This is a genomic window from Methylocystis sp. MJC1, from assembly GCF_026427715.1.
In the GTDB taxonomy this organism is placed as follows: domain Bacteria; phylum Pseudomonadota; class Alphaproteobacteria; order Rhizobiales; family Beijerinckiaceae; genus Methylocystis.
Genome location: NZ_CP107558.1, coordinates 2,451,294 through 2,473,562, shown reverse-complemented (window position 1 = coordinate 2,473,562; position 22,269 = coordinate 2,451,294). Strand labels below are relative to the sequence as shown.

Annotated in this window: 29 protein-coding genes; 10 read left to right on the top strand and 19 right to left on the bottom strand. The window is 60.7% G+C overall.

Features of this window, described 5'->3' with window-relative positions; all coding sequences use genetic code 11:
• Positions 1 to 110: 110 nt before the first annotated feature.
• The 9 genes from OGR47_RS12085 to OGR47_RS12045 all read right to left on the bottom strand — a co-directional run bounded on the left by OGR47_RS12085 (position 111) and on the right by OGR47_RS12045 (position 4,658).
• Positions 111 to 362, bottom strand: coding sequence for a hypothetical protein (locus OGR47_RS12085; RefSeq protein WP_165051675.1), 252 nt, complete (start codon positions 360 to 362; stop codon positions 111 to 113).
• Positions 359 to 685: a hypothetical protein gene (locus OGR47_RS12080; RefSeq protein ID WP_165051673.1), complete on the bottom strand. Its 327-nt coding sequence runs from the start codon at positions 683 to 685 to the stop codon at positions 359 to 361. The genes OGR47_RS12085 and OGR47_RS12080 overlap by 4 nt, the downstream gene beginning before the upstream one ends.
• Positions 682 to 2,625, bottom strand: coding sequence for a ParB/RepB/Spo0J family partition protein (locus OGR47_RS12075; protein ID WP_165051671.1), 1,944 nt, complete (start codon positions 2,623 to 2,625; stop codon positions 682 to 684). Before OGR47_RS12075 ends, OGR47_RS12080 begins: the two co-directional genes overlap by 4 nt.
• Complete coding sequence (locus OGR47_RS12070) at positions 2,625 to 2,912, bottom strand: hypothetical protein (RefSeq protein ID WP_165051669.1); 288 nt, start codon at positions 2,910 to 2,912, stop codon at positions 2,625 to 2,627. The genes OGR47_RS12075 and OGR47_RS12070 overlap by 1 nt, the downstream gene beginning before the upstream one ends.
• Positions 2,909 to 3,148, bottom strand: coding sequence for a hypothetical protein (locus tag OGR47_RS12065; protein WP_165051667.1), 240 nt, complete (start codon positions 3,146 to 3,148; stop codon positions 2,909 to 2,911). The genes OGR47_RS12070 and OGR47_RS12065 overlap by 4 nt, the downstream gene beginning before the upstream one ends.
• Positions 3,145 to 3,414 (bottom strand): hypothetical protein, encoded by a 270-nt coding sequence (locus tag OGR47_RS12060; RefSeq protein ID WP_165051664.1) that lies wholly within the window; start codon positions 3,412 to 3,414, stop codon positions 3,145 to 3,147. The genes OGR47_RS12065 and OGR47_RS12060 overlap by 4 nt, the downstream gene beginning before the upstream one ends.
• A gap of 4 nt (positions 3,415 to 3,418) precedes the next feature.
• Entirely contained in the window at positions 3,419 to 3,583 is a 165-nt protein-coding gene (locus OGR47_RS12055) for a hypothetical protein (RefSeq protein WP_165051662.1), read from the bottom strand.
• 425 nt (positions 3,584 to 4,008) lie between these two features.
• The gene (locus OGR47_RS12050) at positions 4,009 to 4,161 is read right to left on the bottom strand and encodes a hypothetical protein (RefSeq protein WP_165051660.1); all 153 of its coding nucleotides are present in this window, start codon (positions 4,159 to 4,161) and stop codon (positions 4,009 to 4,011) included.
• A 164-nt stretch (positions 4,162 to 4,325) separates the two neighbouring features.
• Positions 4,326 to 4,658, bottom strand: coding sequence for a helix-turn-helix domain-containing protein (locus OGR47_RS12045; RefSeq protein WP_165051657.1), 333 nt, complete (start codon positions 4,656 to 4,658; stop codon positions 4,326 to 4,328).
• Between OGR47_RS12045 and OGR47_RS12040 the strand changes: the two genes are divergently transcribed.
• Complete coding sequence (locus OGR47_RS12040; RefSeq protein WP_206527439.1) at positions 4,657 to 5,073, top strand: helix-turn-helix domain-containing protein; 417 nt, start codon at positions 4,657 to 4,659, stop codon at positions 5,071 to 5,073. The genes OGR47_RS12045 and OGR47_RS12040 overlap by 2 nt on opposite strands.
• A gap of 1,121 nt (positions 5,074 to 6,194) precedes the next feature.
• Here OGR47_RS12040 and OGR47_RS12035 read toward each other — a convergent pair.
• Positions 6,195 to 7,187, bottom strand: a complete 993-nt coding sequence (locus OGR47_RS12035; RefSeq protein WP_216697911.1) for an IS481 family transposase — start codon at positions 7,185 to 7,187, stop codon at positions 6,195 to 6,197.
• A gap of 275 nt (positions 7,188 to 7,462) precedes the next feature.
• Entirely contained in the window at positions 7,463 to 7,678 is a 216-nt protein-coding gene (locus OGR47_RS12030) for a GcrA family cell cycle regulator (protein WP_165056393.1), read from the bottom strand.
• A gap of 254 nt (positions 7,679 to 7,932) precedes the next feature.
• Between OGR47_RS12030 and OGR47_RS12025 the strand changes: the two genes are divergently transcribed.
• Positions 7,933 to 8,439, top strand: a complete 507-nt coding sequence (locus tag OGR47_RS12025; RefSeq protein ID WP_253948114.1) for a Spy/CpxP family protein refolding chaperone — start codon at positions 7,933 to 7,935, stop codon at positions 8,437 to 8,439.
• A gap of 73 nt (positions 8,440 to 8,512) precedes the next feature.
• Here the strand turns inward: OGR47_RS12025 and OGR47_RS12020 are convergent, their stop codons facing one another.
• Positions 8,513 to 9,100, bottom strand: a complete 588-nt coding sequence (locus tag OGR47_RS12020; protein WP_253948113.1) for an SOS response-associated peptidase — start codon at positions 9,098 to 9,100, stop codon at positions 8,513 to 8,515.
• Positions 9,101 to 9,127: 27 nt separating this feature from the next.
• On the opposite strand from OGR47_RS12020, the gene tnpA reads away from it, so the two are divergent.
• The 4 genes from tnpA to OGR47_RS12000 all read left to right on the top strand — a co-directional run bounded on the left by tnpA (position 9,128) and on the right by OGR47_RS12000 (position 11,760).
• Positions 9,128 to 9,499: an IS66-like element accessory protein TnpA gene (gene tnpA / locus OGR47_RS21890; protein ID WP_165056339.1), complete on the top strand. Its 372-nt coding sequence runs from the start codon at positions 9,128 to 9,130 to the stop codon at positions 9,497 to 9,499.
• Positions 9,496 to 9,843, top strand: a complete 348-nt coding sequence (tnpB, locus tag OGR47_RS12010; protein WP_165056340.1) for an IS66 family insertion sequence element accessory protein TnpB — start codon at positions 9,496 to 9,498, stop codon at positions 9,841 to 9,843. The genes tnpA and tnpB overlap by 4 nt, the downstream gene beginning before the upstream one ends.
• A gap of 70 nt (positions 9,844 to 9,913) precedes the next feature.
• Positions 9,914 to 11,524, top strand: coding sequence for an IS66 family transposase (gene tnpC / locus OGR47_RS12005; RefSeq protein WP_165056342.1), 1,611 nt, complete (start codon positions 9,914 to 9,916; stop codon positions 11,522 to 11,524).
• A 2-nt stretch (positions 11,525 to 11,526) separates the two neighbouring features.
• Positions 11,527 to 11,760, top strand: a complete 234-nt coding sequence (locus OGR47_RS12000; protein WP_165056343.1) for a hypothetical protein — start codon at positions 11,527 to 11,529, stop codon at positions 11,758 to 11,760.
• A gap of 26 nt (positions 11,761 to 11,786) precedes the next feature.
• On the opposite strand, the gene OGR47_RS11995 is transcribed toward OGR47_RS12000, so the two are convergent.
• The 5 genes from OGR47_RS11995 to OGR47_RS11975 form a co-directional block, all read right to left on the bottom strand.
• Positions 11,787 to 11,978 carry an SOS response-associated peptidase family protein gene (locus tag OGR47_RS11995; RefSeq protein ID WP_216697910.1) on the bottom strand — a complete coding sequence of 64 codons (192 nt, stop codon included), beginning with the start codon at positions 11,976 to 11,978 and terminating at the stop codon, positions 11,787 to 11,789.
• A gap of 114 nt (positions 11,979 to 12,092) precedes the next feature.
• Positions 12,093 to 12,413, bottom strand: coding sequence for a DUF2173 family protein (locus tag OGR47_RS11990; protein ID WP_216697909.1), 321 nt, complete (start codon positions 12,411 to 12,413; stop codon positions 12,093 to 12,095).
• Between the two features lie 215 nt (positions 12,414 to 12,628).
• Positions 12,629 to 13,063 carry a four-helix bundle copper-binding protein gene (locus OGR47_RS11985; protein ID WP_165056350.1) on the bottom strand — a complete coding sequence of 145 codons (435 nt, stop codon included), beginning with the start codon at positions 13,061 to 13,063 and terminating at the stop codon, positions 12,629 to 12,631.
• A gap of 188 nt (positions 13,064 to 13,251) precedes the next feature.
• Positions 13,252 to 13,482 carry a hypothetical protein gene (locus OGR47_RS11980; RefSeq protein ID WP_165056348.1) on the bottom strand — a complete coding sequence of 77 codons (231 nt, stop codon included), beginning with the start codon at positions 13,480 to 13,482 and terminating at the stop codon, positions 13,252 to 13,254.
• A 1,411-nt stretch (positions 13,483 to 14,893) separates the two neighbouring features.
• Positions 14,894 to 15,169 carry a hypothetical protein gene (locus OGR47_RS11975; RefSeq protein ID WP_253948112.1) on the bottom strand — a complete coding sequence of 92 codons (276 nt, stop codon included), beginning with the start codon at positions 15,167 to 15,169 and terminating at the stop codon, positions 14,894 to 14,896.
• On the opposite strand from OGR47_RS11975, the gene OGR47_RS21885 reads away from it, so the two are divergent.
• Positions 15,119 to 15,316 (top strand): GcrA family cell cycle regulator, encoded by a 198-nt coding sequence (locus OGR47_RS21885; RefSeq protein ID WP_371824440.1) that lies wholly within the window; start codon positions 15,119 to 15,121, stop codon positions 15,314 to 15,316. The genes OGR47_RS11975 and OGR47_RS21885 overlap by 51 nt on opposite strands.
• A 90-nt stretch (positions 15,317 to 15,406) precedes the next feature.
• Here OGR47_RS21885 and OGR47_RS11970 read toward each other — a convergent pair.
• Positions 15,407 to 16,599 (bottom strand): IS3 family transposase gene (locus OGR47_RS11970; RefSeq protein ID WP_371824415.1). Its coding sequence is split into 2 segments (ribosomal slippage): positions 15,407 to 16,344 and positions 16,344 to 16,599, totalling 1,194 coding nucleotides; the frame shifts between segments, so codons are not numbered across the junction.
• A 212-nt stretch (positions 16,600 to 16,811) separates the two neighbouring features.
• Positions 16,812 to 17,873, bottom strand: coding sequence for a hypothetical protein (locus OGR47_RS11965; protein ID WP_246729905.1), 1,062 nt, complete (start codon positions 17,871 to 17,873; stop codon positions 16,812 to 16,814).
• A gap of 671 nt (positions 17,874 to 18,544) precedes the next feature.
• On the opposite strand from OGR47_RS11965, the gene OGR47_RS11960 reads away from it, so the two are divergent.
• The 3 genes from OGR47_RS11960 to OGR47_RS11950 all read left to right on the top strand — a co-directional run bounded on the left by OGR47_RS11960 (position 18,545) and on the right by OGR47_RS11950 (position 22,232).
• Positions 18,545 to 18,925: a hypothetical protein gene (locus tag OGR47_RS11960; protein WP_165056251.1), complete on the top strand. Its 381-nt coding sequence runs from the start codon at positions 18,545 to 18,547 to the stop codon at positions 18,923 to 18,925.
• A 134-nt stretch (positions 18,926 to 19,059) separates the two neighbouring features.
• The gene (locus OGR47_RS11955; RefSeq protein WP_216697907.1) at positions 19,060 to 21,459 is read left to right on the top strand and encodes a TonB-dependent receptor; all 2,400 of its coding nucleotides are present in this window, start codon (positions 19,060 to 19,062) and stop codon (positions 21,457 to 21,459) included.
• Positions 21,460 to 22,028: 569 nt separating this feature from the next.
• On the top strand, positions 22,029 to 22,232 hold the full coding sequence (locus tag OGR47_RS11950) for a hypothetical protein (protein WP_165056255.1): 204 nt from the start codon (positions 22,029 to 22,031) through the stop codon (positions 22,230 to 22,232).
• Positions 22,233 to 22,269: the final 37 nt, after the last annotated feature.

Sequence of the window (22,269 nt, the reverse complement as noted above, 5' to 3'; positions counted from 1 at the left end):
ATCGGCAATCGCGCCACGTTTCAAAACGTTCGATTTCAGCTCAGCCATCGCAGACCTCGTCGATTGGTCCTTTCAGACCTGGCGCCACGCGACGAAGCGGGCGAGCCGGATCACGGCTCTTCCGGGACAAGACGTTTGCACTGCGCGTAGCGCTCTGGCTTCTTGGCTGCCGGCGGGATCGTCGGATCGAAGAGCGTCTCGACGAGGGTGAGCGAAACGCGGACGATGCGCGTGAGATGCTCGGGGCGTCTCTCGTTTTCATCGATAAGGCGGCGTTCCTCATGGGCCTTTTCGAGCGTCACGCCTTCGGCGAGAACGCCGAAAGAATTGTCGGAATATTGAAGGGCGAGCCGCTCCGTCATTGCTCCAACTTCTCTTCGTCTTCATCGGCAACATAGGTGAGGCGTGACGGCGGCTCATAGGGCTTGTTGGCGCGCTGCGCGGTCGCTTCGTCCGTCAGCGAGAAAGAAAAAATCGCCGAGCCGCCGTAGTAATGCGTCGTCCAACCATGCTGCTGGGGATCGCCTTTGTTCGGCACGTCGATGCGCAGCATCTTCGCGCCGAAGCGCTCTTCCTCGCGTGTGCGCTCGGCGTGGCGGCGATGTCCGAAGATCTCGACGATCGCCCACTCCCATCCGCCGCTGTCAGCGCGCGGGAGGTCTGAATTGGTTGTCTCCTCGCTCACGCCGCGGCTCCTTTCGTCTTAGCAATTGCCTTCTCGATCGGCGTCTTGCGCGGGCCGCGCCTGCGCCCCTTGCCGGTGCTCTCGCCTGCCTCATCCTTGTCGATCGCCTCGCGCATCGCCTGGGCGAGCGGCGTATCGCGGTCAGAATAAATCGCCTCGTCGAGCGCGCCGGAGCGCGTGGGGAAGGAAACCCAATTGCCGAAGGGCGGCGGGAGATAGCCCTTTTCCTTGGCGAGCGTCGCGGCATGTGCTGCGAGCTTGTCTTTCTTCATCCGGCTGGCGCGGGCGGCCTCGGCGGGGCCGATCAGCGCGCCGATGATGCGCAGCGTGCGCTCCTTCTCGGCGGCCTCGAAAAAGGCGCGGTGATCGTGGGCCCGTAAGATCGCGCCCGTCACGTCGCCGCCGCGCGCGGCGATGGCTTGGAAGAGCTTACCGATCGCATCGAAGCCGATCCCTTGCGCTTCCATCCCTACTGCGACGATACGTGCGAAAGCGACGGTGAGATCGTTCGTCGAGGCCTCCGCGCATGCGGCGAGCGCATCGGCGAAATAGAGCGGCCGGATGCGCTTCAGGAGATCGTCGTCTTCTGGCTCCTGCGATTGAACGGGACGCAGGCCGAGGCCAAAGGCGCCCCACTGGCACCCGAGCGCCGCCACGGCGAGCATCAAGGCGATGTCAGGCCGCTGGCGCACGGCGTCGCGCAATGCCAGGGTCGCGCCGGCGTCGATGACGGCGCGAAGCTGCTTTCCGGGATCACCGAGAGGCTTCGGAACATCGCCCTGCTCCGGGCGTTCACATGTCGCGAAAGACTGATCTTCACTCTCGCCCGGCGGCGACTCTTGGTCGTCGCCGCCGGGCCTTTGCGCGGCTTCGTCGGGGAGCGCGACGCCGCGGGTAAAATAAATCTCGCCTGCCGCATCGAGGTCGGCGCGCACGCCATAGGCGGCGCGATCGTCGACCGCCGCCATGATCGCCTCGCGCTCGGCAATCAGCTTCTTGCGCTTTGCCTTCGAGCATTCACCGGCGAGCTCGCGTGCGATCGTGTTGAGCCGCTCCTCATCATCGGTCGAGAGAAGGCATTCCTCGAAGCCGCCCTCGTCCTCGCCCGCGAAGGCGTGGCCCCAGCCCTCCGCATCGGCGACCCATTGCGCCTCGTCGCGCAGCAGATCATTGGCAAGCGCAACGGCGATCGGAGGGTCTTGCAGCCCCGGTTGCTCGGAGAACAAATCCTCCAGCACACGACCGCCGCGATCGCGGTAGACGGCGAGACGCGAAAGATCAGCGCAGATGAATTTCGCGACGGGCTCGACTGCGACCATCGTGTCGCCGCGCAAGGCGGCGCGGATGAAGAAGGCGTCCTTTATCTTGCCCGGCGCCCGTTTTTCCCAATCGTCGAGCAGCGCCTCCTGCGCGGCGAGCGGTGCGATCGTATAGGCCTCGGCGGCCTCGCGCGTGATCTCGCCCTTGCGCCACATCTCGCGCACGCGCGGCGCCAGCGCAGCGAGCGCCAGGCGCTGGCGGACAAGGCGCTCGGTCTCGCCGAAGTCTCGGGCGATGTCGGCGATCGTTCTGCCGTGCTGTTCGACCAGAAGGGAGAAGCGCTCGAAATCGTCGACGGGATGTTTCGCGCGAGGCGTTACGGAAAGCGTAAGGGCGAGCTGGAGCGCCCCTGCGTCGTCGCCGTTGAAAATCTTGACCTCAGGAAAATGTTCCTCGAAGCCAGAATCCTGCGCGGCAAGCAACTTGAGCGCGCGCCAGCGACGGCCGCCATCCAGAACTTCGAACTCGCCCCTGACATCGGGCCGCTCGCGCACGCTCAAGGGATATTCCATGCCGATCGCGCGGATCGTCGCGGCGAGCGATGACACGTCGCTTTCCATGTCCTGGTTGGGATTGAACGGCGAAATGCGGGTGATGCTGGCAAGGGGAAGCGTGGTCATTAGAGAGTCCTTTTCGGCGCGCATTCGGTCGCGCAAAGCTTCTCGGCGAGCGTGCGGATTTGTTCGCCGCGCCATTCGAGAGCCTCGAGCGGCGTTCCCTCGGGCAGATCGAAAGCGATGAAGGCGGCAAGCGCGTCGCGGGCGGTCGAGAGGTCGCCGCCGGCGACGGCGATTTCGAATTCTTCGAGCGGCTCGGCGAGCATCTCGCGATAGGTTGTGGTGAGGCGGCTGCGCTCGGTGGGCCCGGCCTGCGCACGTGTGCGGAAATCGATTACGGCGGCGCTCAATGCGTGCCCCCTTCGACGATTTCCACCTTTTCGTCGTAGCCGCGAAGGACGTGGGTAAGGGCAGCCTGGACGATCGCGTCGCTGCAATTCATTGAAAGGCTGATATGTGTGCCGCCGCCTTCTTTTGGCGATGCGATGACGAGGACCGCCGCCTCGTCCGGGTGCAGGCGCTCTTCGACAGAAGTAAAAATCTCCTCCAACTCGAGATGCGTGCGGAGCTTCGTCGGCTGCGTCATTTGCGGCCTCGCTGAGCGAATCGCACGCGTTCGCCCATGAGGCGGATCAAATCCTTCGCGTGCTCGTCACGGGTCCCTGGCCAAACCATCGGCGCTGCTATGATGATCGGGTCAAACTCATGTCGTTCGACGCCTTTGCGGGGCGCGAAGAGAAAATTGAGGTCGTCCGCCATTTGCCGCGCTTCTTCATAATCTTTCGCGGCGTAAAGATCGTCTGGGCCGCGCACATGGCAACACCAAAGAAGAGTGTTGTGGTTGAAAGGCATCGCGTCACTCCGCATCGATCTTCGTGCAGCGATAATGGTTGCCGCCGATGGACATGACGCCACGCGCCGCCTCGTCTTTGACGGATTGCGCCGCCGCCGCGAACCCGAGCAAAAAGCCGATGATCAGCGCGAGCGCGAAGCCGAAGAGGAAGGCGAAGAAGGTCGCCATCGCTCACGCCTCGATGAGGTTGCGCGCGAAGTAGCGGCCGCCGGCGAAGGCGGCGCAGAAGATCAGGCCGGGCGCGGCGACGAGAAGGGTGACGAATTGGGCTTCGGTGAGAAGGTGGAACATGGAGTCCTCCTTGCCGCCCGAGGGGGGGCGTTAGTGGCGGCTGATGGGAGGATATTCTCGTGCGGAATAATTCCTGTCAAGAAAAATATTCTATGGAAGAATATATATTGCCCGCCAAACGACGGGATAAACAAAAAGCCCAGCGCGAGGCTGGGCTCAATCAAAGCGAGGGCTTGGGGAGTGGCAGACGAAGCGACTAAGACGGCTTCCCTCGATCGGCCGATAGAGTATCTGCAATACGAGAAAACCCCCGTGAGACCTGAGCTAATTTTTTATTAAACCACTCCGTTAACCGCCTGAATTCAGCGACGCCAATAGATGATCGCTCCGGCAGCAGTCACGAGCATGGCGGCCAGAATCGTTAATCCGCTCCAATCATAGCGCTCGCGTAGCGGCAGCTTGCGCCGCTGACGCTGTTCATCGTCCTCGCGGTTCTGTTGTGCACGCCAGCCCATTGGCTCACCGGAAATGAAAGTTTACGCCGCTGCAGCAGGGAAAGACGAAAGAGCAAGCAACAAAACAAGCGCGGCATGCCGTGCCGTCTTCCGAATGAATTATCGGAATCTGACATAGGTCGCGAGCGTAAAGGCAGCGCTGATATTTAAGGTTAACCGGATTACTACCCGGCTTTCAGCAACGCTTCGAGAACATTGATCGCTCGCGCGCGGACGTCTGCCGGGGCCTTGCGCAGATCTGAAACGACCAGTCTCAGCGGGTCGGGCTTCAACGGGTTAACACTGAGTAAATCTTCCGGCTCGCAGCCATACGCGAGAGCGACGCGCTCGAGGAAATCCTGATTGTAGGGGAGCTCGCCCCGTTCGACCTTCGACAGGGTTCCCTGCTTCACGCCGATGCGATCTGCCGCCTCCTCCTGCGATAGCGCTCGGTGCTTTCGCCATTGACGGAGAAACGTTGGCTGCCGTCTCTGCTTGATTTCGTCTGAGTTTTCCATGGCTTGCATCGTCGCAGCGATTGCCTCGGATCGCCAGACCGCTTCCGGAATATTATTCTTGACAAGATTTATTCCGGTAGAGAATATCGTGGGCATGAAGCTCGACGCCTACCTTCGTCAATACGGGGTCTCGGAGAAAGCTCTCGCGGAAGCGACTGGCTATGCTCAGGGCACAATCAACAAGCTGCGGAACGGCAAAATCAACCCAACGCTCGCAGTTCTTGAAGCCATAGCCAAAGCGACGGACGGCGCGGTTATGCCGAATGATTTCCTTTCTTATTGCGGCAACGCGACGAGCGCGCTGATGGCTGAAACGGCCGGAGCCGCAGCGTTGACCCGGCAATTGGTAAAGACCGCCATTTTCGCAGAGCGTTTGATGATCGCTTTGCCCAAAAACATCCCACGATCCCGCTAGATGACCCTCGCCTGCGGCAAACGTGGCGGGAATTCCAAGGTTTCTCTGGTCAAAGGCGTAGGTCCGCAATCCTGTAGCGTCGCCTCCGTGCGACAATCCACCGCTCGGTTTCTGCTAATTGTGATGACCAAGGCAGGGCGTTAATTTCTCGGGCATGTTCATCCGTGCGCAAATCGCAAACGCAGTGCTGCTATCGATCGTTGTCGCGACGATGGGTGGCCTCGCCATGGCGGTCGCGGGCGGCTGAACGTGAGGTCCTACGCTGCTCTCGAATTCGGCAGGGTTGCATGCAGGGCTGGCGGCGTTTGGCGGACAATGCCAGCATAGGCGCTCACAGTAGGTGGCGCGGCCTATGTTGCGAAGTACGTAGACAGGCTCTCACCCCAGCTGATGGCAGGCGCACGAAAAAACACGCGCTTCGGGGAAATCGTCGAGGAACTGACGCAGAACCGCCAACAAGTCAGCCGCGTGCGCTGACGCCGGCGGCGCGCTGCGCGACTGGTTGCTGAGTATTCCCCCCAATTGCGGGCGGTTGATGGCGGTGTGAAACAAGGTCGCCCGGCCTCCATCCGCCAACCGGGCAAGGCGGCTCGGTTTTTGGGACAAGCCCTTGGCGCCCGCGCCGAGCCGCCCGCTGCATTGCCCCCACCTGGCGCATCGACGCAGCGCCTCGACGGCTTCTATAGGGGCGGGCTTTGTTTAGATGCGCATCAGAGCCCGCTAGCTGCGCGAGCAGGTGATCACCCTTCTGTATAGCCTGCAGTTGCAGAAACCCACTTCTGTATCAGCCACCATCCGAGTCGTCGTCGGGCTCAGGCACGCCTGGCGTAGTTGGGAGATCGGCGGGGCCTCCTTGGTCATCGGGGGCCGGCGCCATCTGAGCAGGAGCATCGATCGGTGGGACTGACTGAGCTTGAGCGAGTAGTGCGCCAGAGAACAGCGCTGCGCCAGCAAGGGTCGCTCGGAGCATGAGATACGTCATGGGCGTCTTCCTCCGTTGCCGACGAACCGGCAATTCGGCGGACATGGCGTGGTTGCACATTTCGTCAACTACGAAAGCTGCGCTAGGCAGTGAATTCTTGCCGCGGCCTCCGCCTACACCGGCCCTGCAAAGGACCTCGCTAGCTGTTTAGTCCCGGCATCTGATGGAGCGGATCGAGTATGAATCTGTCTGGCTCTTTCGTCCAGAGTTTGCAGATGAATTCGTACGGCGTGAGGCCTTTGAGGGTCTTCAAGCGGCGGGCGAAATTGTATGCGGTGACGAAGTGGTCGAGATGCGTTCGCAGCTCTGCGTGCGTTTCATAGAAGTAGCGCTTAACCGTCGCTTCCTTGATCGTGCGGTTCATGCGCTCAACCTGGCCATTGGTCCAAGGATGCTTGGGCTTGGTCAGGCGATGATCGATATCGGCGCGGGCGCAGGCGAACTCAAACGCATGCGCCCTGAAGGGTCGCCCCTCCGCCAGCATTTGCTTGATTTCCGCAGGGGTCCAGGTCTCGCCGCGGGGATCAGTAAAGTGCGTTCCATTATCCGTGAGCACCGTGTGGATTTTATAGGGAACGGCTTTGATCAACGCGAACAGGAAGTCGGCGGCGATCCGCGTCGTGGCCTTCTCATGCAGTTCGACGAAAGCGAATTTCGACGTTCGGTCGATCGCCACGAACATGTAGAGCTTGCCTTCGGCCGTGCGCACTTCGGCGATGTCGATATGGAAATAGCCAATCGGATAGGCTTTGAACTTCCGCTTGGCGGAGACCTCGCCCTCGACGCTCGGCAACCGTGAGATGCCGTGGCGCTGAAGACAGCGATGCAGCGACGATCGCGTCAGGTGGGGAATAGTCGCCTGGAGGGCATAGAGGCAGTCGTCCAAGGGCAGCAATGTGTGACGGCGGAAGGCGACAATGATCGCCTCCTCCTCGATCGTGAGAACCGTGGATCTGGGCTCTTTAGGCCCCGTGCGCTCGTCGCAAACCGACGCCCGCTTCTTCCACTTGGCGATCGTCTTCTGGTTGACGCCATACCGCTTGGCGAGAGCTCTCAGGCTCTCTTGACTATGTTGTATCGCTCGACGCACCGCCTCAGTCGTGCGGGCGCTCCCGTGGAGAACCTGGCCCATAGCGCATCCTTCCATTCGCTGGAAAAGATTGCACCATCAAATCCTGGGATCAAACAGCTAGCATGCGTAGTCTGGGATGAGCGCCATCCACTGCGCCAGTGGCCTGAGCGCGGCTCGCGCTCTTGAAACTTAGAAAGCAAGCCCTCGGCGCCGGCGGGCTACCGAGGACCTGCGCCCTCGGGGGCTTGGGGGGCGAATCGAGGGCAGCCGAAACTAGACGATCACTCGTGGTCTGGGCTTTTCGACAACGTTTCTGGATTTTGAACGCAGTCTACCTAGGGTGTCGCACGCTCGGCGTAGACAATACGCCGGCATGCGGGACAGTATGGCGAGCCGATCGCCACTGGCTCCCCGCAAAAGCGCTCTGGCGGGTCGCTGAGGCGCCCGAGCGGGAATTTGCAGCGGCCCTCGCGCAATTCCTCGAAAGTGATGCCGGGCTGTTCCGGCTCGCTCTGTTTGTCATCTGCAATGACGCCGGCCGCTTCGTCCATATCGGCTTCCTACGACTCGAAAGCAACGAAGCCCGGCCGCTCAGGGCCGGGCTGGGCGCGTATCCCCCGGGATGGGGGTGGGCGACGACGCGCCCTTGATATTTTTGAGGTAGCGCCCCGTAGCTGCCCTTCAAGCCCCTCGCTGCTTGCCCGCTCGATGGCGAGCAAGTCATTGGTTACAGAAGCTTAATTTGCCATTTTCAGGCGCGGACATACATCGGGCTAACTATCCATTCCTACATCGAGGCTGCGTCTTGCGTAAACGACTCCTCACCATCATGTCCGCGGCGATGCTCGCTGCCGCAGGTCTGGCAGGGACCGCTCTTGCCGACCCACCCGCAACTGATCAGCCCACTCAGGCCGGGGATCAAGGCTTCTCTCCTGAAGACCGCGCGGCTTTTTTAGACGCCCGGGTAGCAGCGCTAAAATCGGGTTTGAAGCTTACTGTGGTGCAGGAAAAATCATGGCCCGCGCTCGAAACGGCTTTGCGCGAGGTATGGAAAGCTCGCGCGGATCGCGTCGCTGAGTTGCGCGGAAAATGGAAAGACATTCGCGAGCATCACAACGTCGTCGAGGGGCTACGACTGCGCTCTCAGGGGCTTACTTCACGGGGCGCAGAGCTAAGCAAGCTCGCGGACGCTGCGAAGCCGCTCTTCGACAGTCTCGACGATGCGCAGAAGCGCCGCTTCGGCGTTCTTCTCTTCCATGTGCTTTTGACGCCAATTGGCCACGGGCACTGGGGAGCGCACGCCGATCACTGACAAAGGCAGCGGCCGGGGCGAACAGGAAACGTGAGACTCAGGCTGGGGCGAGCGGGATTGGGCGGCAGCATAATCAAGCCGCCCGCGAGGGTTCGATTAGCGCCGGATCATCGTTCCCGACGCCAGAGCGGTTCACCCGCGGCGATACGATCCATTCGTGTAGCGCGTTCTCGGGCGGGTGACAAAGAAGCTCCCCAAGGCGCTCTCCCGCCATCCAGGCGCCGGCGTCGCACCAGTCGAGAATGACGGGCATGCGGTCATGAAACGGCCGCATCCACTCGTTTGCGGGCCCCACGACAATCGTTGCGGACTCCATGGGCTCCTGTGTCTCAGGATCGCGCCAGCACTCCCATAGGCCTGCAAAAGCCAGCGGGCGGCCGTCGCGCGCCGAGAAATAGTGGGGCGTTTTTGCCCCCGGCTTGCCGGTCCATTCATAGAAGCCCGACGCCGGGATGATGCAGCGACGCGACTTGAGCGCCGAGCGGAACATCGGCTTTTCGGCAAGCGTCTCGGCGCGGGCGTTGAATGTCGACGGCAGTTCGCTGAGCGGTTTCTTCCACCAGGACGGGACAAGGCCCGTATCCCTCCGGCGGCGGCCGCCTGGCGTTGATTGCGGTTTTTGAGATAGCTGCCTGACGGGTGGCGCGATGATCGTGTCCACTTCTATTACAAGCGGACACTATCGCCGATGTCGCGCAACGATGACGATCCGCCGGCTCTCCGGCGCCGACGCCGATCCTGGTCTCTCGAAGAGAAGCGCCGGATCGTCGAGGAGAGCCTTGAGGACGGAGCTTCGATCGCCGAGGTTGCGCGACGGCACGACCTCAACACCAACCAGCTCTTCACCTGGCGCCGGCAGTTCGGCGTCGATCTGGCTGCGCCGCAGGACCTCGCGCCGATCCTGCCCGTGACGATCACGCCGGACACAGTGGGGGAGCATTCCGCTCCGGGGCCGACCGGCCAGATGGAGATCGTCCTCGCCGAGGGTGACCGGATCCTCGTGTGGTCCGATGTCGAGGCAGCCGCGCTGTCGCGGGTCGTGAAGGCGCTGCGGCGATGATCCCGTTGCCGGCGGGCTGCCGCGTCTGGATCGCCACCGGCCACACCGACATGCGACGCGGCATGCAGGGCCTCGCCCTTCAGGTGCAGGAGCAGTTGAAGCGCGACCCGCACGCCGGCGATCTCTACATTTTCCGCGGGCGCAGGGGCGACCTCGCAAAAATTCTCTGGCATGATGGCGTCGGACTGTCGCTGTATGCAAAACGCCTCGATCGCGGAAAGTTCATATGGCCCTCGGCGACGGCGGGCGCGGTGTCGATCTCGGCGGCGCAGATGGCCTATATGCTCGAAGGGATAGATTGGCGAAATCCGCAAATGACCTTTCGGCCGCAAAGCGCGGGGTGAATCGCAAAAAATCCAGGGCGGAGGCATTTTGGGGCGCCACAAATCGCAAGATATGTGATTCACTTCGCCTATGGACGCTGCTGCCCAGGCCCTTCTCGACGAAAATGCTGCGCTGAAAGCAGAGTTGGCCGTCGCACGGGCGAAGGCGTCGGAAGACACGGCGCTGATCGCCGCGCAAAAGCTTCAGATCGCCAAGTTGCAGCGGCAGATCTACGGGCAAAAGTCGGAGCGCGCTGCGCGGCTGATCGATCAGTTGTCGCTCGAGCTCGAAGAGCTGGAAGCGAGCGCGACGGAAGATGAGCTCGCGGCGGAGCAGGCGGTCACGAAAACCACGCTGGTCGCGGGCTTCACGCGCAAACGGTCCGAGCGCCACACATTCCCGGAACATCTACCGCGCGAGCGCGTCGTAATCGAGGCGCCGACGAGCTGCGCTTGCTGCGGCGGATCGCGGCTGCGGAAGCTCGGCGAAGACGTGACGCAGACGCTGGAGACGACGCCGCGTCAGTGGAAAGTGATCGAGACCGTGCGAGAGAAATTCTCCTGTCGGGACTGCGAGAAGATCACACAGGCGCCGGCGCCGTTCCATGCCGTTCCGCGCGGCTGGGCGGGGCCAAGCCTTCTGGCGATGATCGCCTTCGAGAAGTTCGGCCAACATCAGCCGCTGAACCGTCAGGCGGAGCGCTATGCGTTGGAAGGCGCGCCGATCTCCTTGTCGACCATGGCCGACGCCGTCGGCTCCATCTGTGCGGCGCTGGATCCGCTGCGGCGTCTCATCGAGGCGCATGTCCTGGCCGCCGAGCGCCTACACGGCGACGACACCACGGTTCCCGTGCTGGCGAAGGGCAAAACCGACACGGGTCGGTGCTGGGTTTATGTCCGCGACGACGCGCCCTTCGGCGGCGCCGGGCCGCCGGCGGCCATCTTTTATTACTCACGCGACCGCAAAGGCGAACATCCGCAGGCGCATCTGGCGGGATATGCTGGCATCCTGCAGGCCGACGCCTATGACGGCTACAACAGGCTCTACCTAGCGGACCGCAAGCCGGGCCCGATCCGCGAGGCGGCGTGCTGGGTCCATGCGCGACGCCCCTTCTTCGCCATGGCTGATCTGGATGAGAACGCGCGACGCAAGGCTGCTGGCAAGAAGGAAATCCCTTTGTCGCCCATCGCGATCGAGGTGGTGCGTCGCATCGACGCGCTGTTCGAAATCGAGCGGTCCATCAATGGAAAGAGCGCGGAAGAACGCCTGTCGGTCCGCCAGATGCTGAGCCGTCCATTGGTCGATGATCTGCGGATCTATATGCGCGAGCAGGCGGCCAGGCTCTCGCGCGGGCACGACCTGGTCAAGGCTATCAGTTACATGCTCAAGCGCTGGGCCGCGTTCACGCTTTTCCTTGAAGACGGACGCGTGTGCTTGTCCAACAACGCTGCAGAACGAGGGCTAAGAGGCATCGCGCTGGGAAGAAAATCGTGGCTGTTCTGCGGGTCCGATCGCGGAGGGCAGCGCGCTGCGGCCATGTATAGTCTCATTGTCACGGCCAAAATGAATGGCGTCGATCCGCAGGCATGGCTCGCAGACGTTTTGTCCTGTATCGCCGCCCATCCCGCACATCGGCTTGAAGAGTTGCTGCCCTGGAACTGGGCGATACAAGGTCCGGTAATCTCCGCTCGTGCAGCTTGATCATGCACGTCAACAAAGTCTCTCACGTCACGACAATCAATCGGGTCGCCTCGGACCTCGGCGAAAACGAGGATTGGCTGTTCGACGTCGCCGCCGAGATGGAGCCCGAGGACGGGCTCATATGGGTGTCGGGGATCGGCGACGACGCCGTGATGGCCTTCACCGACTTCGGCGTCGAGAATTTAATCGAACTAATCAAAATGCATAAAAACGATCCGACGCTCCTCAGGCGCTGAAACAGCCCGACTGCATCGCCTGCGGCCTACGCCGGATGGCTACCAAGGCCCCAGCGCATGGTGACGAGCTCGCGGCCCGTCCCCCCAAGCCGTAGGATGTCGATCGGTGTGGTAGGCGCAATGTTGTAGCGCGGCCGTAGATTGCGCGCCGGGCCGATGACGCTCAGGAAGCGCTCGACCTCAGCCCATGTGTAGGATTGTGTGAACCGTCCGCACATGGGGGCGATAATAACGCCGCACCCTCATCGACGCTATGGCGCGCCGATCGCCGGGCCGGACCTATCCGCGCGGCTGCGCCATCCATAGCCCGCGCTGCGCTCATCGCAAGCCAGCTATTTGCTGGCAACCAGCAGCTCAAACAGTTGGTTGAAGTCGGCCTTTTCGGTCTTGATGAAAACCCCGCGATAGCCATTGCAGCCGATGGCTATCGTATACTCACCCCCGGAATACGCCCACCCCTGTTGGGGTATCCACTGCATGCCGCTCAGTTTGGAGAATGCTTCGGCAAGCGCGTTGAAGTTGGTCGTTACAGACGCACAAAACTGTGCAGCCGCAGCCATCTCAGTCATCCCGGGCGGCGTCTCGGCGGTCGCTTCGTGATTAAGCAGGCGGCCGTCCGGGGCGAACTCAAATGCGAGGACGACGCCGTTCAAGCGCCTCACCGCTTATTCGCTCGCTTCGCGCAACCCGATGCCTCACGTTGCAGTAACAAACGGGAGACGAGGGCCATGACACGGGCGGAATAGGCCTTGTTTTCGGCGCAGCGGACGCTGAGAATTCGTTCGCTCCGGCCCCTGCCAGGAACCCGGAGCGAGAAACGCCCCGACCGCAGAGGTAGCGGCGGGGCGTTTTTTTAAATTGGAGAGGGTTAAGCCGCGACCTTGTGGCATTCCTCGGCGCAGGACTTACAAGCTGCGCCCATGGCGTTGCATTCGGCGACGTCTGGGAATTTGTCGCATTCCTTCTTGCACGCCTCACAGATGGTCGCCACAGTCTTGGCCATTGCCGGGGTGAAGTCCGAATTGACCGACGAAAGGCTCTCCAGCGCGCCACAAGCCGCAATCGTGTCGAAGGTCGCCTTCGTGCACTCAGCCATGCTCGTGTCATTCATCGACAGCATCCCGAAGCAGTGACGGAGGCAGTTATTGCCGTCCAGGACGCATTTTGCGGCAGCGTCGGACAGGGCCTTGTATTTCGCAGGGTGATGGTGGTGGATGGGTTTCTGATCTTCGGCGAATGCAGAAGAGACCGACGCAGCCGCGGCAACCGCGCCGAGCGTAGCAATAAAATCGCGACGTTCCATGGCTATATCCTCTCGTATTTATCGATTCCGTACCCTGACCAGGGTAGGATGCGTCACCAGAAATATGCAACTTTTGTAATGCGGCCATGTCAGGAAGGGCTGAACCGTAGGCTGCAGGCGGCGGAGGCGGCTAACCGATCCAGAAGCGGGGTGTTTGCTTAGATTCAACTTCCAACTTTGGAAGGAAGTTAGCTTGGCTGATTCTGTCGCAACATCATTCCAAATTCATAGATCGGCTGAACGGCATCCGGGTTTATGTCAGGGCGAGTAATTGCGAAGAAAGCTGCGCTTTTTATCGTGCTCAAAGCTGCGTGGGGAAATTTCTCCCTAACGCACTCGATCAGTTTCATTCCCGTAATCCCTTCCAGGGCGCATTCAAGAAGGCGCGAAGCGATCCCGCGGTGCTCGTTATCGAACATTGCATCCTCGCCTAGGTAATTATTTTGATGGAGATATTTTGGCCGTCGCCAGCCGTCATAAATACGTGGCATTGTGTCGCGACGGCGCGCGACTTCCAGTGCTGGTGGTCGCCGATTGGTTCATTCCGGCGCCTAAGGCCTAGCGCTCAACAAGATGCGCAGGATGAGACATGCCCCCAAAATTAGGCCGGCAAGGGCGATCGCGTGTTCAGTCATTCGCGCGCTCCTAACTCCGCCGCCAAGATCACAAGATTAAAGGTCAATTGGGAGAGCTGGAAAGCTCGACCTTCGGCCAGGATTGGGCTCAGTATCGCGCGAGCGGAAGGGGCGGTAGGGGCGCGCCACCGCGGGGTAGGGTCGGGGGCGAGACGAGCCAGAACGCCGACGGGGATTTTACGGGACTTTGTGCTCCAGAAGAGTTTCGTTTGTTCGCGTTTACGCCAAATAGCCTTGCTCCCGCCTTGCATGAAATCGTCCAGAAGGCTATAGAAACCAAGCCGTTCACCGGCCACGCGGGCGTAGTTCAGTGGTAGAACGACAGCTTCCCAAGCTGTATGCCCAGGGTTCGATTTCAGCTGCCACCGGGCGCTATCATCTTAGGCCAGCGCCGATCTCCCTCCGTGGCGCCGACTGCCTACTCTATGCCCAATGCCGCCTTCGTCCCGCTTATACAGGCCCTGCCATGGACCTGACGAATATGCGCAGCCTTGGCATATGTGCCGTGGCCGTCAAATGCGCCTGCGGTCGCCGAGAGAGCGTCGACGTGTCGGCGCTGCCTGGCTCGGTTGAATTGCCGTCGCTCAAGCGGAAATTGCGCTGTACAGCATGCGGCGGCCGGCCGTGCGACGTTCGGCCAGATTGGGCGCAATATCGGGCGAGCGGGATGGGGCGGTAGTGCCGCCACTTGTCTCGAGCCGCGCCCAGCGGGCCGCCCGGATTTCTGGTATTTGAAAGCAATTACACCTCATCGAGCTTTCGAGCTATTAGGGGGCGTCCAATGAAAGGGCGGCGCACTTCCGTCGAAGGTAGGGAATCGGAACGGTCGCTGAAATCGCCTCGGGAGCGAGCGGCTAGGGCGCTCTGTCGGAAGGCTGGCAATCCGGAGGACTCGACGTTCGAGGGACGGCCGATGTGGATGAGCTACCTCGAGGAGGCGGACACAGTGCTGCAGGCTGCGCTGTCGCCTGGGGACTGGGATGAGATGCGCCAGATCGACACGAAGGCCCGGTATTAGGTAGCAAGGACAGCTACAAGAGATTGATAAAGGGTATCGTTGTCGCCGTCAGATCCGGCTGCGACGGACGGGCAGGGTGGGGCTCGAATGCGTCTAGGCTCTCAATTGCGATCGTCGAATAGAACGCGCGCACGCTCTTCGGTTGCCGAAGGGCCTCTTTTGACCCAAACCGGTCTTTCACGCCTCAATTTTGATTTGTAATGCCCGTAAAGCTGAAATTTGCGCTTCGGCCAAAGAAAGGATTGCGGGATCGAAATGACCAAAACAAGGGGGATCATTCCCCAACCCGACGCCACAGGTGGTATTATCCAAGCACGGCAGGATGCTGGTCGTCGTTTCATAGGCGTCCAGGAACACAGCAACAATTGGAAACCCCTTTTGGCTTCGGTTCCCGTAAGATTCATGGAGCTTCGTAACGGCATGTGCCGTTGGCCAATCGGCGATTCGCACCATTTGGAGACATTTCGGTTCTGCGGTTGCGTATGCTCATCGGTGGCTATTTACTGCGACGCGCACAAGAAGCTGTCGTTAGCGCCGAGTCGAGCCAAGTCACTTCCCATGAGCAGAAGCCTGCTATCCTTCACGAGCAAAGTTGCGTGAACTAGAGAGCTGGCCCCGGTCGCTTGGACGGCTCCCCGCGGATTTTGAGTGGATCTCTGCCGGGGTTTGCTGAACGCGGGGTTCTTCGATTTATCGCGGCGCCGGGAGGGCCGTAGGCCCGACCAGAGGTGCGATAAATCGAAAGGCGATATCATGCGGCATCGCCGTCTCCTTGATGCCAAAGTAGGCCTCGTCTGGCGTGCGCCCGTCAAGCGACGAATGCGGGCGCCGCTCGTTGTAAAAGGCCAAATACCGCCCGATCGACGCGCGCGCCTCGGACACGCTGTCGTAGGCGCGCAGATAGACCTCCTCATATTTCACGCTGCGCCACAGCCGCTCGACAAAGACATTGTCGCGCCAGGCGCCCTTGCCGTCCATGCTGATGGCGACGTTCGCATCGAGCAGCACGCTCGTGAAGTCGAGGCTGGTGAACTGGCTCCCCTGATCCGTGTTGAAAATCTCAGGCTTGCCATGTTTCGCCAGCGCCTCTTCGAGCACTTCGACGCAGAACGCCGCCTCCATCGTGATCGACACGCGATGCGACAGAACGCGGCGGCTGGCCACGTCGACGACCGCCGCGAGATAGACAAAGCCACGCCGCATGGGGATGTAGCTGATGTCCATCGCCCAGACATGATCCGGCCTCTCGATCGTCACGCCGCGCAGGAGATACGGGTAGACCTTGTGGCCCGGCGCCGGCTTGCTCGTATTTGGCCGCCGGTAGATCGCCTCGATCCCCATTCGCTTCATCAGCGTCGCCACGTGCCGGCGACCGATGACGGCGCCCTCGCGCCGCAAGAGATCGCGAAGCATCCGCGCCCCGGCGAAGGGATAATCGAGATGCAGTTCGTCGAGACGCCGCATCAGCTTGAGGTCCTCGGTCGAGACCGGCCGAGGCTTGTAATAGACCGTGCTGCGGGCGAGGCCGAGCATCTTTGCTTGCCCTTTGATCGGGAAGGCGTGGCTGCGATCGATCATCGCTTTGCGCTCAGCAGGCCGGCTTTGCTGAGCGCGCCCTCTAAAAAATCATTGGCCAGGGTCAGCTCGCCGATCTTGGCGTGAAGCGACTTCAAATCCACGGCTGCCTCTTTCGGCTCCGCCTTCTCCTGCCCGAACACGCCCGCCGCACCTTCGAGCAACTGGCTCTTCCACGTCGTGATCTGGTTCGGATGCACGTCGAACTGCTGCGCCAGTTCGGCCAGAGTCTTCTCCCCCTTGATCGCGGCCAAAGCTACTTTCGCCTTGAACGCCGGAGAATGCGTCCGGCGGCTCCTCTTCGTCATCGAATCCTCCTGATTCGCGGCGAGAATCCTCGCCGCTGTCAGGCAGAAAATCCACTCAAGCTACCGTCCGAATTTGCGAGGCCAGCTCTAAGTCCCCAGCGCAGGCGCCGGAGCGCGCTGCTATGGTTGAGCGTTGTGATGACTGGCGCAGTGCCGTTTTCACACAACCAAGACCCAAAGCGGACCTTGACGGTCCGCTCAGGATTGAGCTGTTAGGGCTCGGCGCCAAACGCTGTGTGTTCCTTTTCCCGTAGGCTCTCGTTCTCCAGTTCCATAGGTTGCGCATCCATCGCGAGGTCGAGAGCGGCCACCCGACGCGCCGACGCTGACCAGTTTGCGATGCTCAGGGCGTTGTCGGCGAGCCAATTGAGCGAAAGCTGGACCTGAAGAAAGGCCGCCGCCGCTTGCATCAGGTCGCCGAGCGACATATCGCCCGCAAGATATTTCGGAGCGCCCAGCATAAGCGGAACGATTGGCGCAAGCAGATTGTTCGCGTGAGTCAAAAAGACAACTTTTGTCTGACCCTGGATGACGCGGCCCCACGAATTTGCAAGGTGATAAAGAAAGCGATCGAATGGATTGCCTGCGACGCACTCCTTTTCGGATGAGGCTTGTGGATTTGCGGCGAGAGCCAAAGTCTTTTTTACCGGGTGCTTTAGGTAGTCATCGAGCGCGCGCCGGCGCTCCTCGTCCTCGATGATCGTCGATGCTTCAAATTCATGTCGGGCGCGCGTGAGTGCATAGCGGAAGTTTCCTTCTGCAACGGCCTTCTCCTCGACGCTTGCGACCAGCGGACGACCCAAAACCCACATTCCAAGCGACGTCAGCATCGAATACACGACAACGGCAAGAACCAGATACCCCGGCACGACGTTTCCAAAGAGCGTATATGAACCGCCCACATTCCAAAGCACGAGTATAAAAGCCGCCGACACCAAGACGATATTGACGACACCGCCGGCGAGATCGACGAGCAATTCAACGGCGAGGCGGCCGTCGTCGGCGATGCGCGCCTCCGGATTGTCGATGGAGGGCGAAATCGCGCAGGCGCGCTGATTGCCTTTTTGCAACCATCGTTCGAGAAGCGTGCCTGTCAACCACAACCGCCAACCCACCTGCAAGCGCATGCGGCACTGCGTCGTTGCGATGGAGGCCAGGCCGGTGCCGATGGCCAAAAGCGCAAGTCTATTCATGCTTTGAAAGATTTCTTCGACGCCATGCGACGAAAGCGCGTCAAAAAAGCCCTTACTCCAGCGATTGATCGCCAAGGCCATGTATGTATTCACAACAAGGCATATCAGAAATCCGATCGATATAGCCCATGCGGCGGTCCGTGACTTTCCTTGCCAGTAACCAATGGCGAGATGGAGGAACCGAGAGATCAAACATGGCCTTTCGAGTTGATTTCCCAAATGGGAACACGGCCCCCACGAATGACGGCATGTGCTAAACCATATCATGCTCTTACAGGAGCCGGCAGGGCCAAATCTATTTGTGGTCCGAAAATGCTTTTGTCGCTGCGCTATAAATCTGCCCCTCTCAATGGTGGGCGGCGATTGCTCTTTGTGATCCGAGAGGCCCCGACGCTTAAGCCTGCGCCCGGGCAGAACTGGGACAACGAGCCGCTACGATCTTGGCGATCGGGGCGAGCGACGAAGTCAGCTAATGGCGCAAAGCAGTCCCTCGCGAAAGGCCTCTACAGACCCTTTGCAGACTTCGGCATTTCAGCCATTCGGACATGAATGTAGCGGAGGCCTTCGTTTCATTCGGAGGAGTCTGAGAAACAATCCAGCAAATGAACGGAAACGAATTAGTAAAAAGCGCCTGTCAAATGTTCTTTAGCCAGTTGAATTGTAGCAACTCTGCAACAGCCTCCGAAAAACTAGCTTGACAGAGACGTTTTTGCTTCGCCCAACAGTGTTGCTCGCGTCTAGGATATATGCCCATGGCCACCCGCGCCAGGAAGCAGATGACAACGCTTTTTCGACACATTTTAACGATCAATCTGATCCTACTGCTCACTCTGAGCGGCGGTTACGCCAAAATTGCGTTCCATTTCTCCTCGTCGGCGACCTGGGGACATCTCCAGCATTGCTATTTGTCCAATGGTGCGCCGGCTCCGGGCAATCACGATTGCGTGGACGGATGCCCAATCTGCCAGACATCCATCAAAGATTTTGCGCTACTGCCGGGCAAGGCCGTTTCCAGCTTCCTGCGACGGGAACCTGAAAGACTGCCAGCGATCATCGAAACGCCAAGTCGGTCGCGTGAGGCTGAAGGGCGCACTACTCGCGCTCGCGCGCCGCCACCGAGCGTTCGAGTCTGATGACGCGTGAAGCCTACCGGCTCGCTCGTTTAATTACCGCGTTCCCACTCAATTGGCAGCGTTTGCGGCGGTCGTCTCAATGCGGCTCGCAGCGTTGCCGATCGCGCCGCGACGGCGCTCCATGAGATTGCATCATGTTAAAGCAACACGCCAACCGCATCAGCCTATTTGTGCTGTCGTTCGTGCTCGCATCGCCGACCGCCTTTGCGATGCATACTCTGCCCACCATCGACGTTGGCGGAGCCAAAGCGCGTCAGACCCAGCGCGGAAATGCAACTTGGACCGGCCGCGCAGTCGCCCGAGCCCGCACATCGGCTCCAACCATTTCCACGCCGACGACCGAGGCGGGTCTCGCCGCAGCGGGAGAAAATGTCGATCCAAAATCCTCCTATCGCAATGCCCCAGTCACGTCCTCCAGCACACGGAGCTTTACCGGCAACCAGGTGACGTCGCGCTCCTATGAGCAACCAGGACAGGCGCTCGAGATCGTCCCGGGCCTTATCGTGTCGCAGCACAGCGGCGCGGGCAAAGCCAACCAGTATTTCTTGCGCGGATTCGCGCTCGATCACGGTTATGACATCGGGCTCACGATCGACGGCATGCCGATCAACCAGGCCTCGCACGTTCACAGCAACGGCTATGCGGACGCCAATTTCATCATCCCGGAGCTGTTCAGCTCGGTGGACGTGCGCAAGGGACCTTATTTCGCGGACGAAGGGCAGTTCTCCTCCGTCGGCGCCATCCACATGCAATATCTCAATTCCGCGCCGAAGGGCTTTGTCACGGCGACGGGCGGCAGCTTCGGCTATGGGCGCTTGCTCGGCGTGAAATCCTACGCCGTCGGCGGCGGCGATCTGCTGATGGCGCTCGAGCTCAACAATTATAACGGCCCCTGGGAGCGCCCGGACGAGCAGCGCAAGATCAATGGCGTGGCGCGCTGGAGCATGGGCACGGAGACGAACGGCCTCGCCGTCACCGCCATGGCCTATTCCAACCACTGGTTCGCGACCGACCAGATTCCCATGCACGACGTGGCCATGGGGCTGATGTCGCGCTGGGGCACGCAGGACCCGAGCGACGGCGGCAACGCCACGCGCTACAGCCTCTCGATGCGTTGGAGCGAGACGAACAAGACGGATTTCTCGCGCTTCGAGGGCTATCTGATCCGCACCACCACCAATCTCTATGACGACTTCACCTATAATCTCACCAATCCGCTGCCGTTGAACGACCAGGTGCATCAGTTCGACCGACGGTCGATGTATGGGATCAATGCGCTGCATGGCTGGAATTACAGCTTTGCGTCGAAACCCGTCGAGACGCGCGTGGGCTTTCAGTCGCGCTACGACGAGATCCGCAACGGCTCAGGCGATTCCTTCTTCCGCCAGCAATATGACGAAGTCAGAAACGACTATCTGAAGAACTTCTCGCACGGCCTCTGGACCGACACGACCGTCTATTGGACGCCCTGGTTCCGCACGACGGGGGGCTTCCGTCTCGATTACGTGCATGGCTCGGTGAACTCCGTGCTGAACCCGGCCCTGGCGCCGGGATGGTTCACGGGAACGCCCTTCATTCTCGGCACGGCGAATGACGGCCAGCTCGGCCGGTGGTTCACGAGCCCGAAGGCGGGCGCCGTGTTCGGCCCCTTCCAGGACATCGCCCATTCCGAGTTCTTCCTGAACTTCGGCGAAGGCTTTCGCGAAGAGGATCTTCGCGGCTCGGTCGCCCATTGGGACCCCGCCGCCGGAGCCTATGGGCCCAACAACCAGCTCCTGACGAAAACGCGCGGCGCCGAGGCCGGCGTTCGGGCCAAGCCCTTCCCCGGTCTGGATACGACGCTCTCGCTCTTCTGGCAGGATTTCGACGCCGAGAACGTCTTCAACGGCGACGCCGGCGTAACGGGCTACGGACGCCCTGGGCGTCGGCTCGGCTTCGAATGGACGGGCAATTATGCGCCGACCACCTGGATCAACGCCTATGCGGAAGTGACCGGCACCCATGCGCGTTTCCGCGGTTCGGACGCGCCTCAGCAGGCCGCCTATTTGCAGCTCGTGACCACCGGCGCGGGCGATCCGCTCTTTCCCTTCAACATTCCCGGCAATGCCCCCGGCAATTATCTGATGCTGGCGCCCGTGTGGGTGGCGAAGAGCGGCATTGATCTCGGCGAAAAAACGGGTTGGTTCGGCGGTCTTTATTACCGCTATTTCGGCTCGCGCCCACTGACCGAGGACGGACAGATCAAATCCTCCGCCATGGCGACGGTCAACGCCCGGGTCGGCTATCGGCTCGAGAATGGCTGGAAACTGCAGGTCGACGCCTTCAACATCACCAATAACCGGTCGAGCGCGATCGACTATGGTTACGGCGCTTTCGCCCGGCAAGACTATTTCCTCTTCCCGGGTTATGCGGGGGGCAGCAACGGCATCATGGATCGTTACTTCAAACCTCAGGATCCGCCCGCGGTCCGACTGACGTTATCGGGCCCTTTGACGGTCCTCGATCAGCCCCAGGGCCTAGCCGCAAAATTTTGAGAGGCGAAAGACCGATCTCGAGGCGCTGAAAAAGAGGCCAGCCGTTCCGTCGACGGTTGGCCTCGGTGGACCGCTTATGGCGCATTGCTGACTTCGTCTTCGTACAGAGGCTCTGCGAAGTGAGGCAGGGGGGACAGGGGCTACTCGCAATTTCCCTGCGGATTCAAACCGTGGCGGCTGACTGCAGAGCCCGCCGTTATTGCCAGATATTGTTGGTCATTCGCTCTCCCTGTCGAAAGCCCGGCGACCTCTGGTTTTTACCCTATGGGTTTTCCGGGGTTGGTCGTAAGAAGCCAAGTGAATAGCTTCATGGGCGACCTCCTTTCACCGTCGCTGGCCACATTGGAAGACGGTCGCTCTTTATATCGCAGTCATGCCTGCCGGCCCGAATTTCAGCAGCTCTGGCGCGACGCTTCGCGTCTGCCAGGCGGGCCTCTGGGGGCTTGATGAAGGCGATCAATGGGAAATAGGTCGTTCCCGGGAAAAAACACCCCAGAGGGCGTATTTACGGTAGGCCGACGCAGCCTCGGCATCGAACGCGCTACCTAAGGAAAGCGGGAGGATGAGCTATGCCAGAAAAACCGCAGGGACGTTACCGGACGTCAGGCGAGCGCGGTCAACCAAATACCGCTCTCGTCGAAATTGGCAGGATCGGGATAGACATTCCTGAGCAAGAGTATCGAGACAAGGGCTATGAGCCGGATTTCGACACGTTGCCGTGGAAAGCCGAATATTGCGCTATCGCTCAAAAAGACGATCCACAGAAGAGTTAACATTATAAGAAAAACGCCCGCCGTTACATCCACGGTC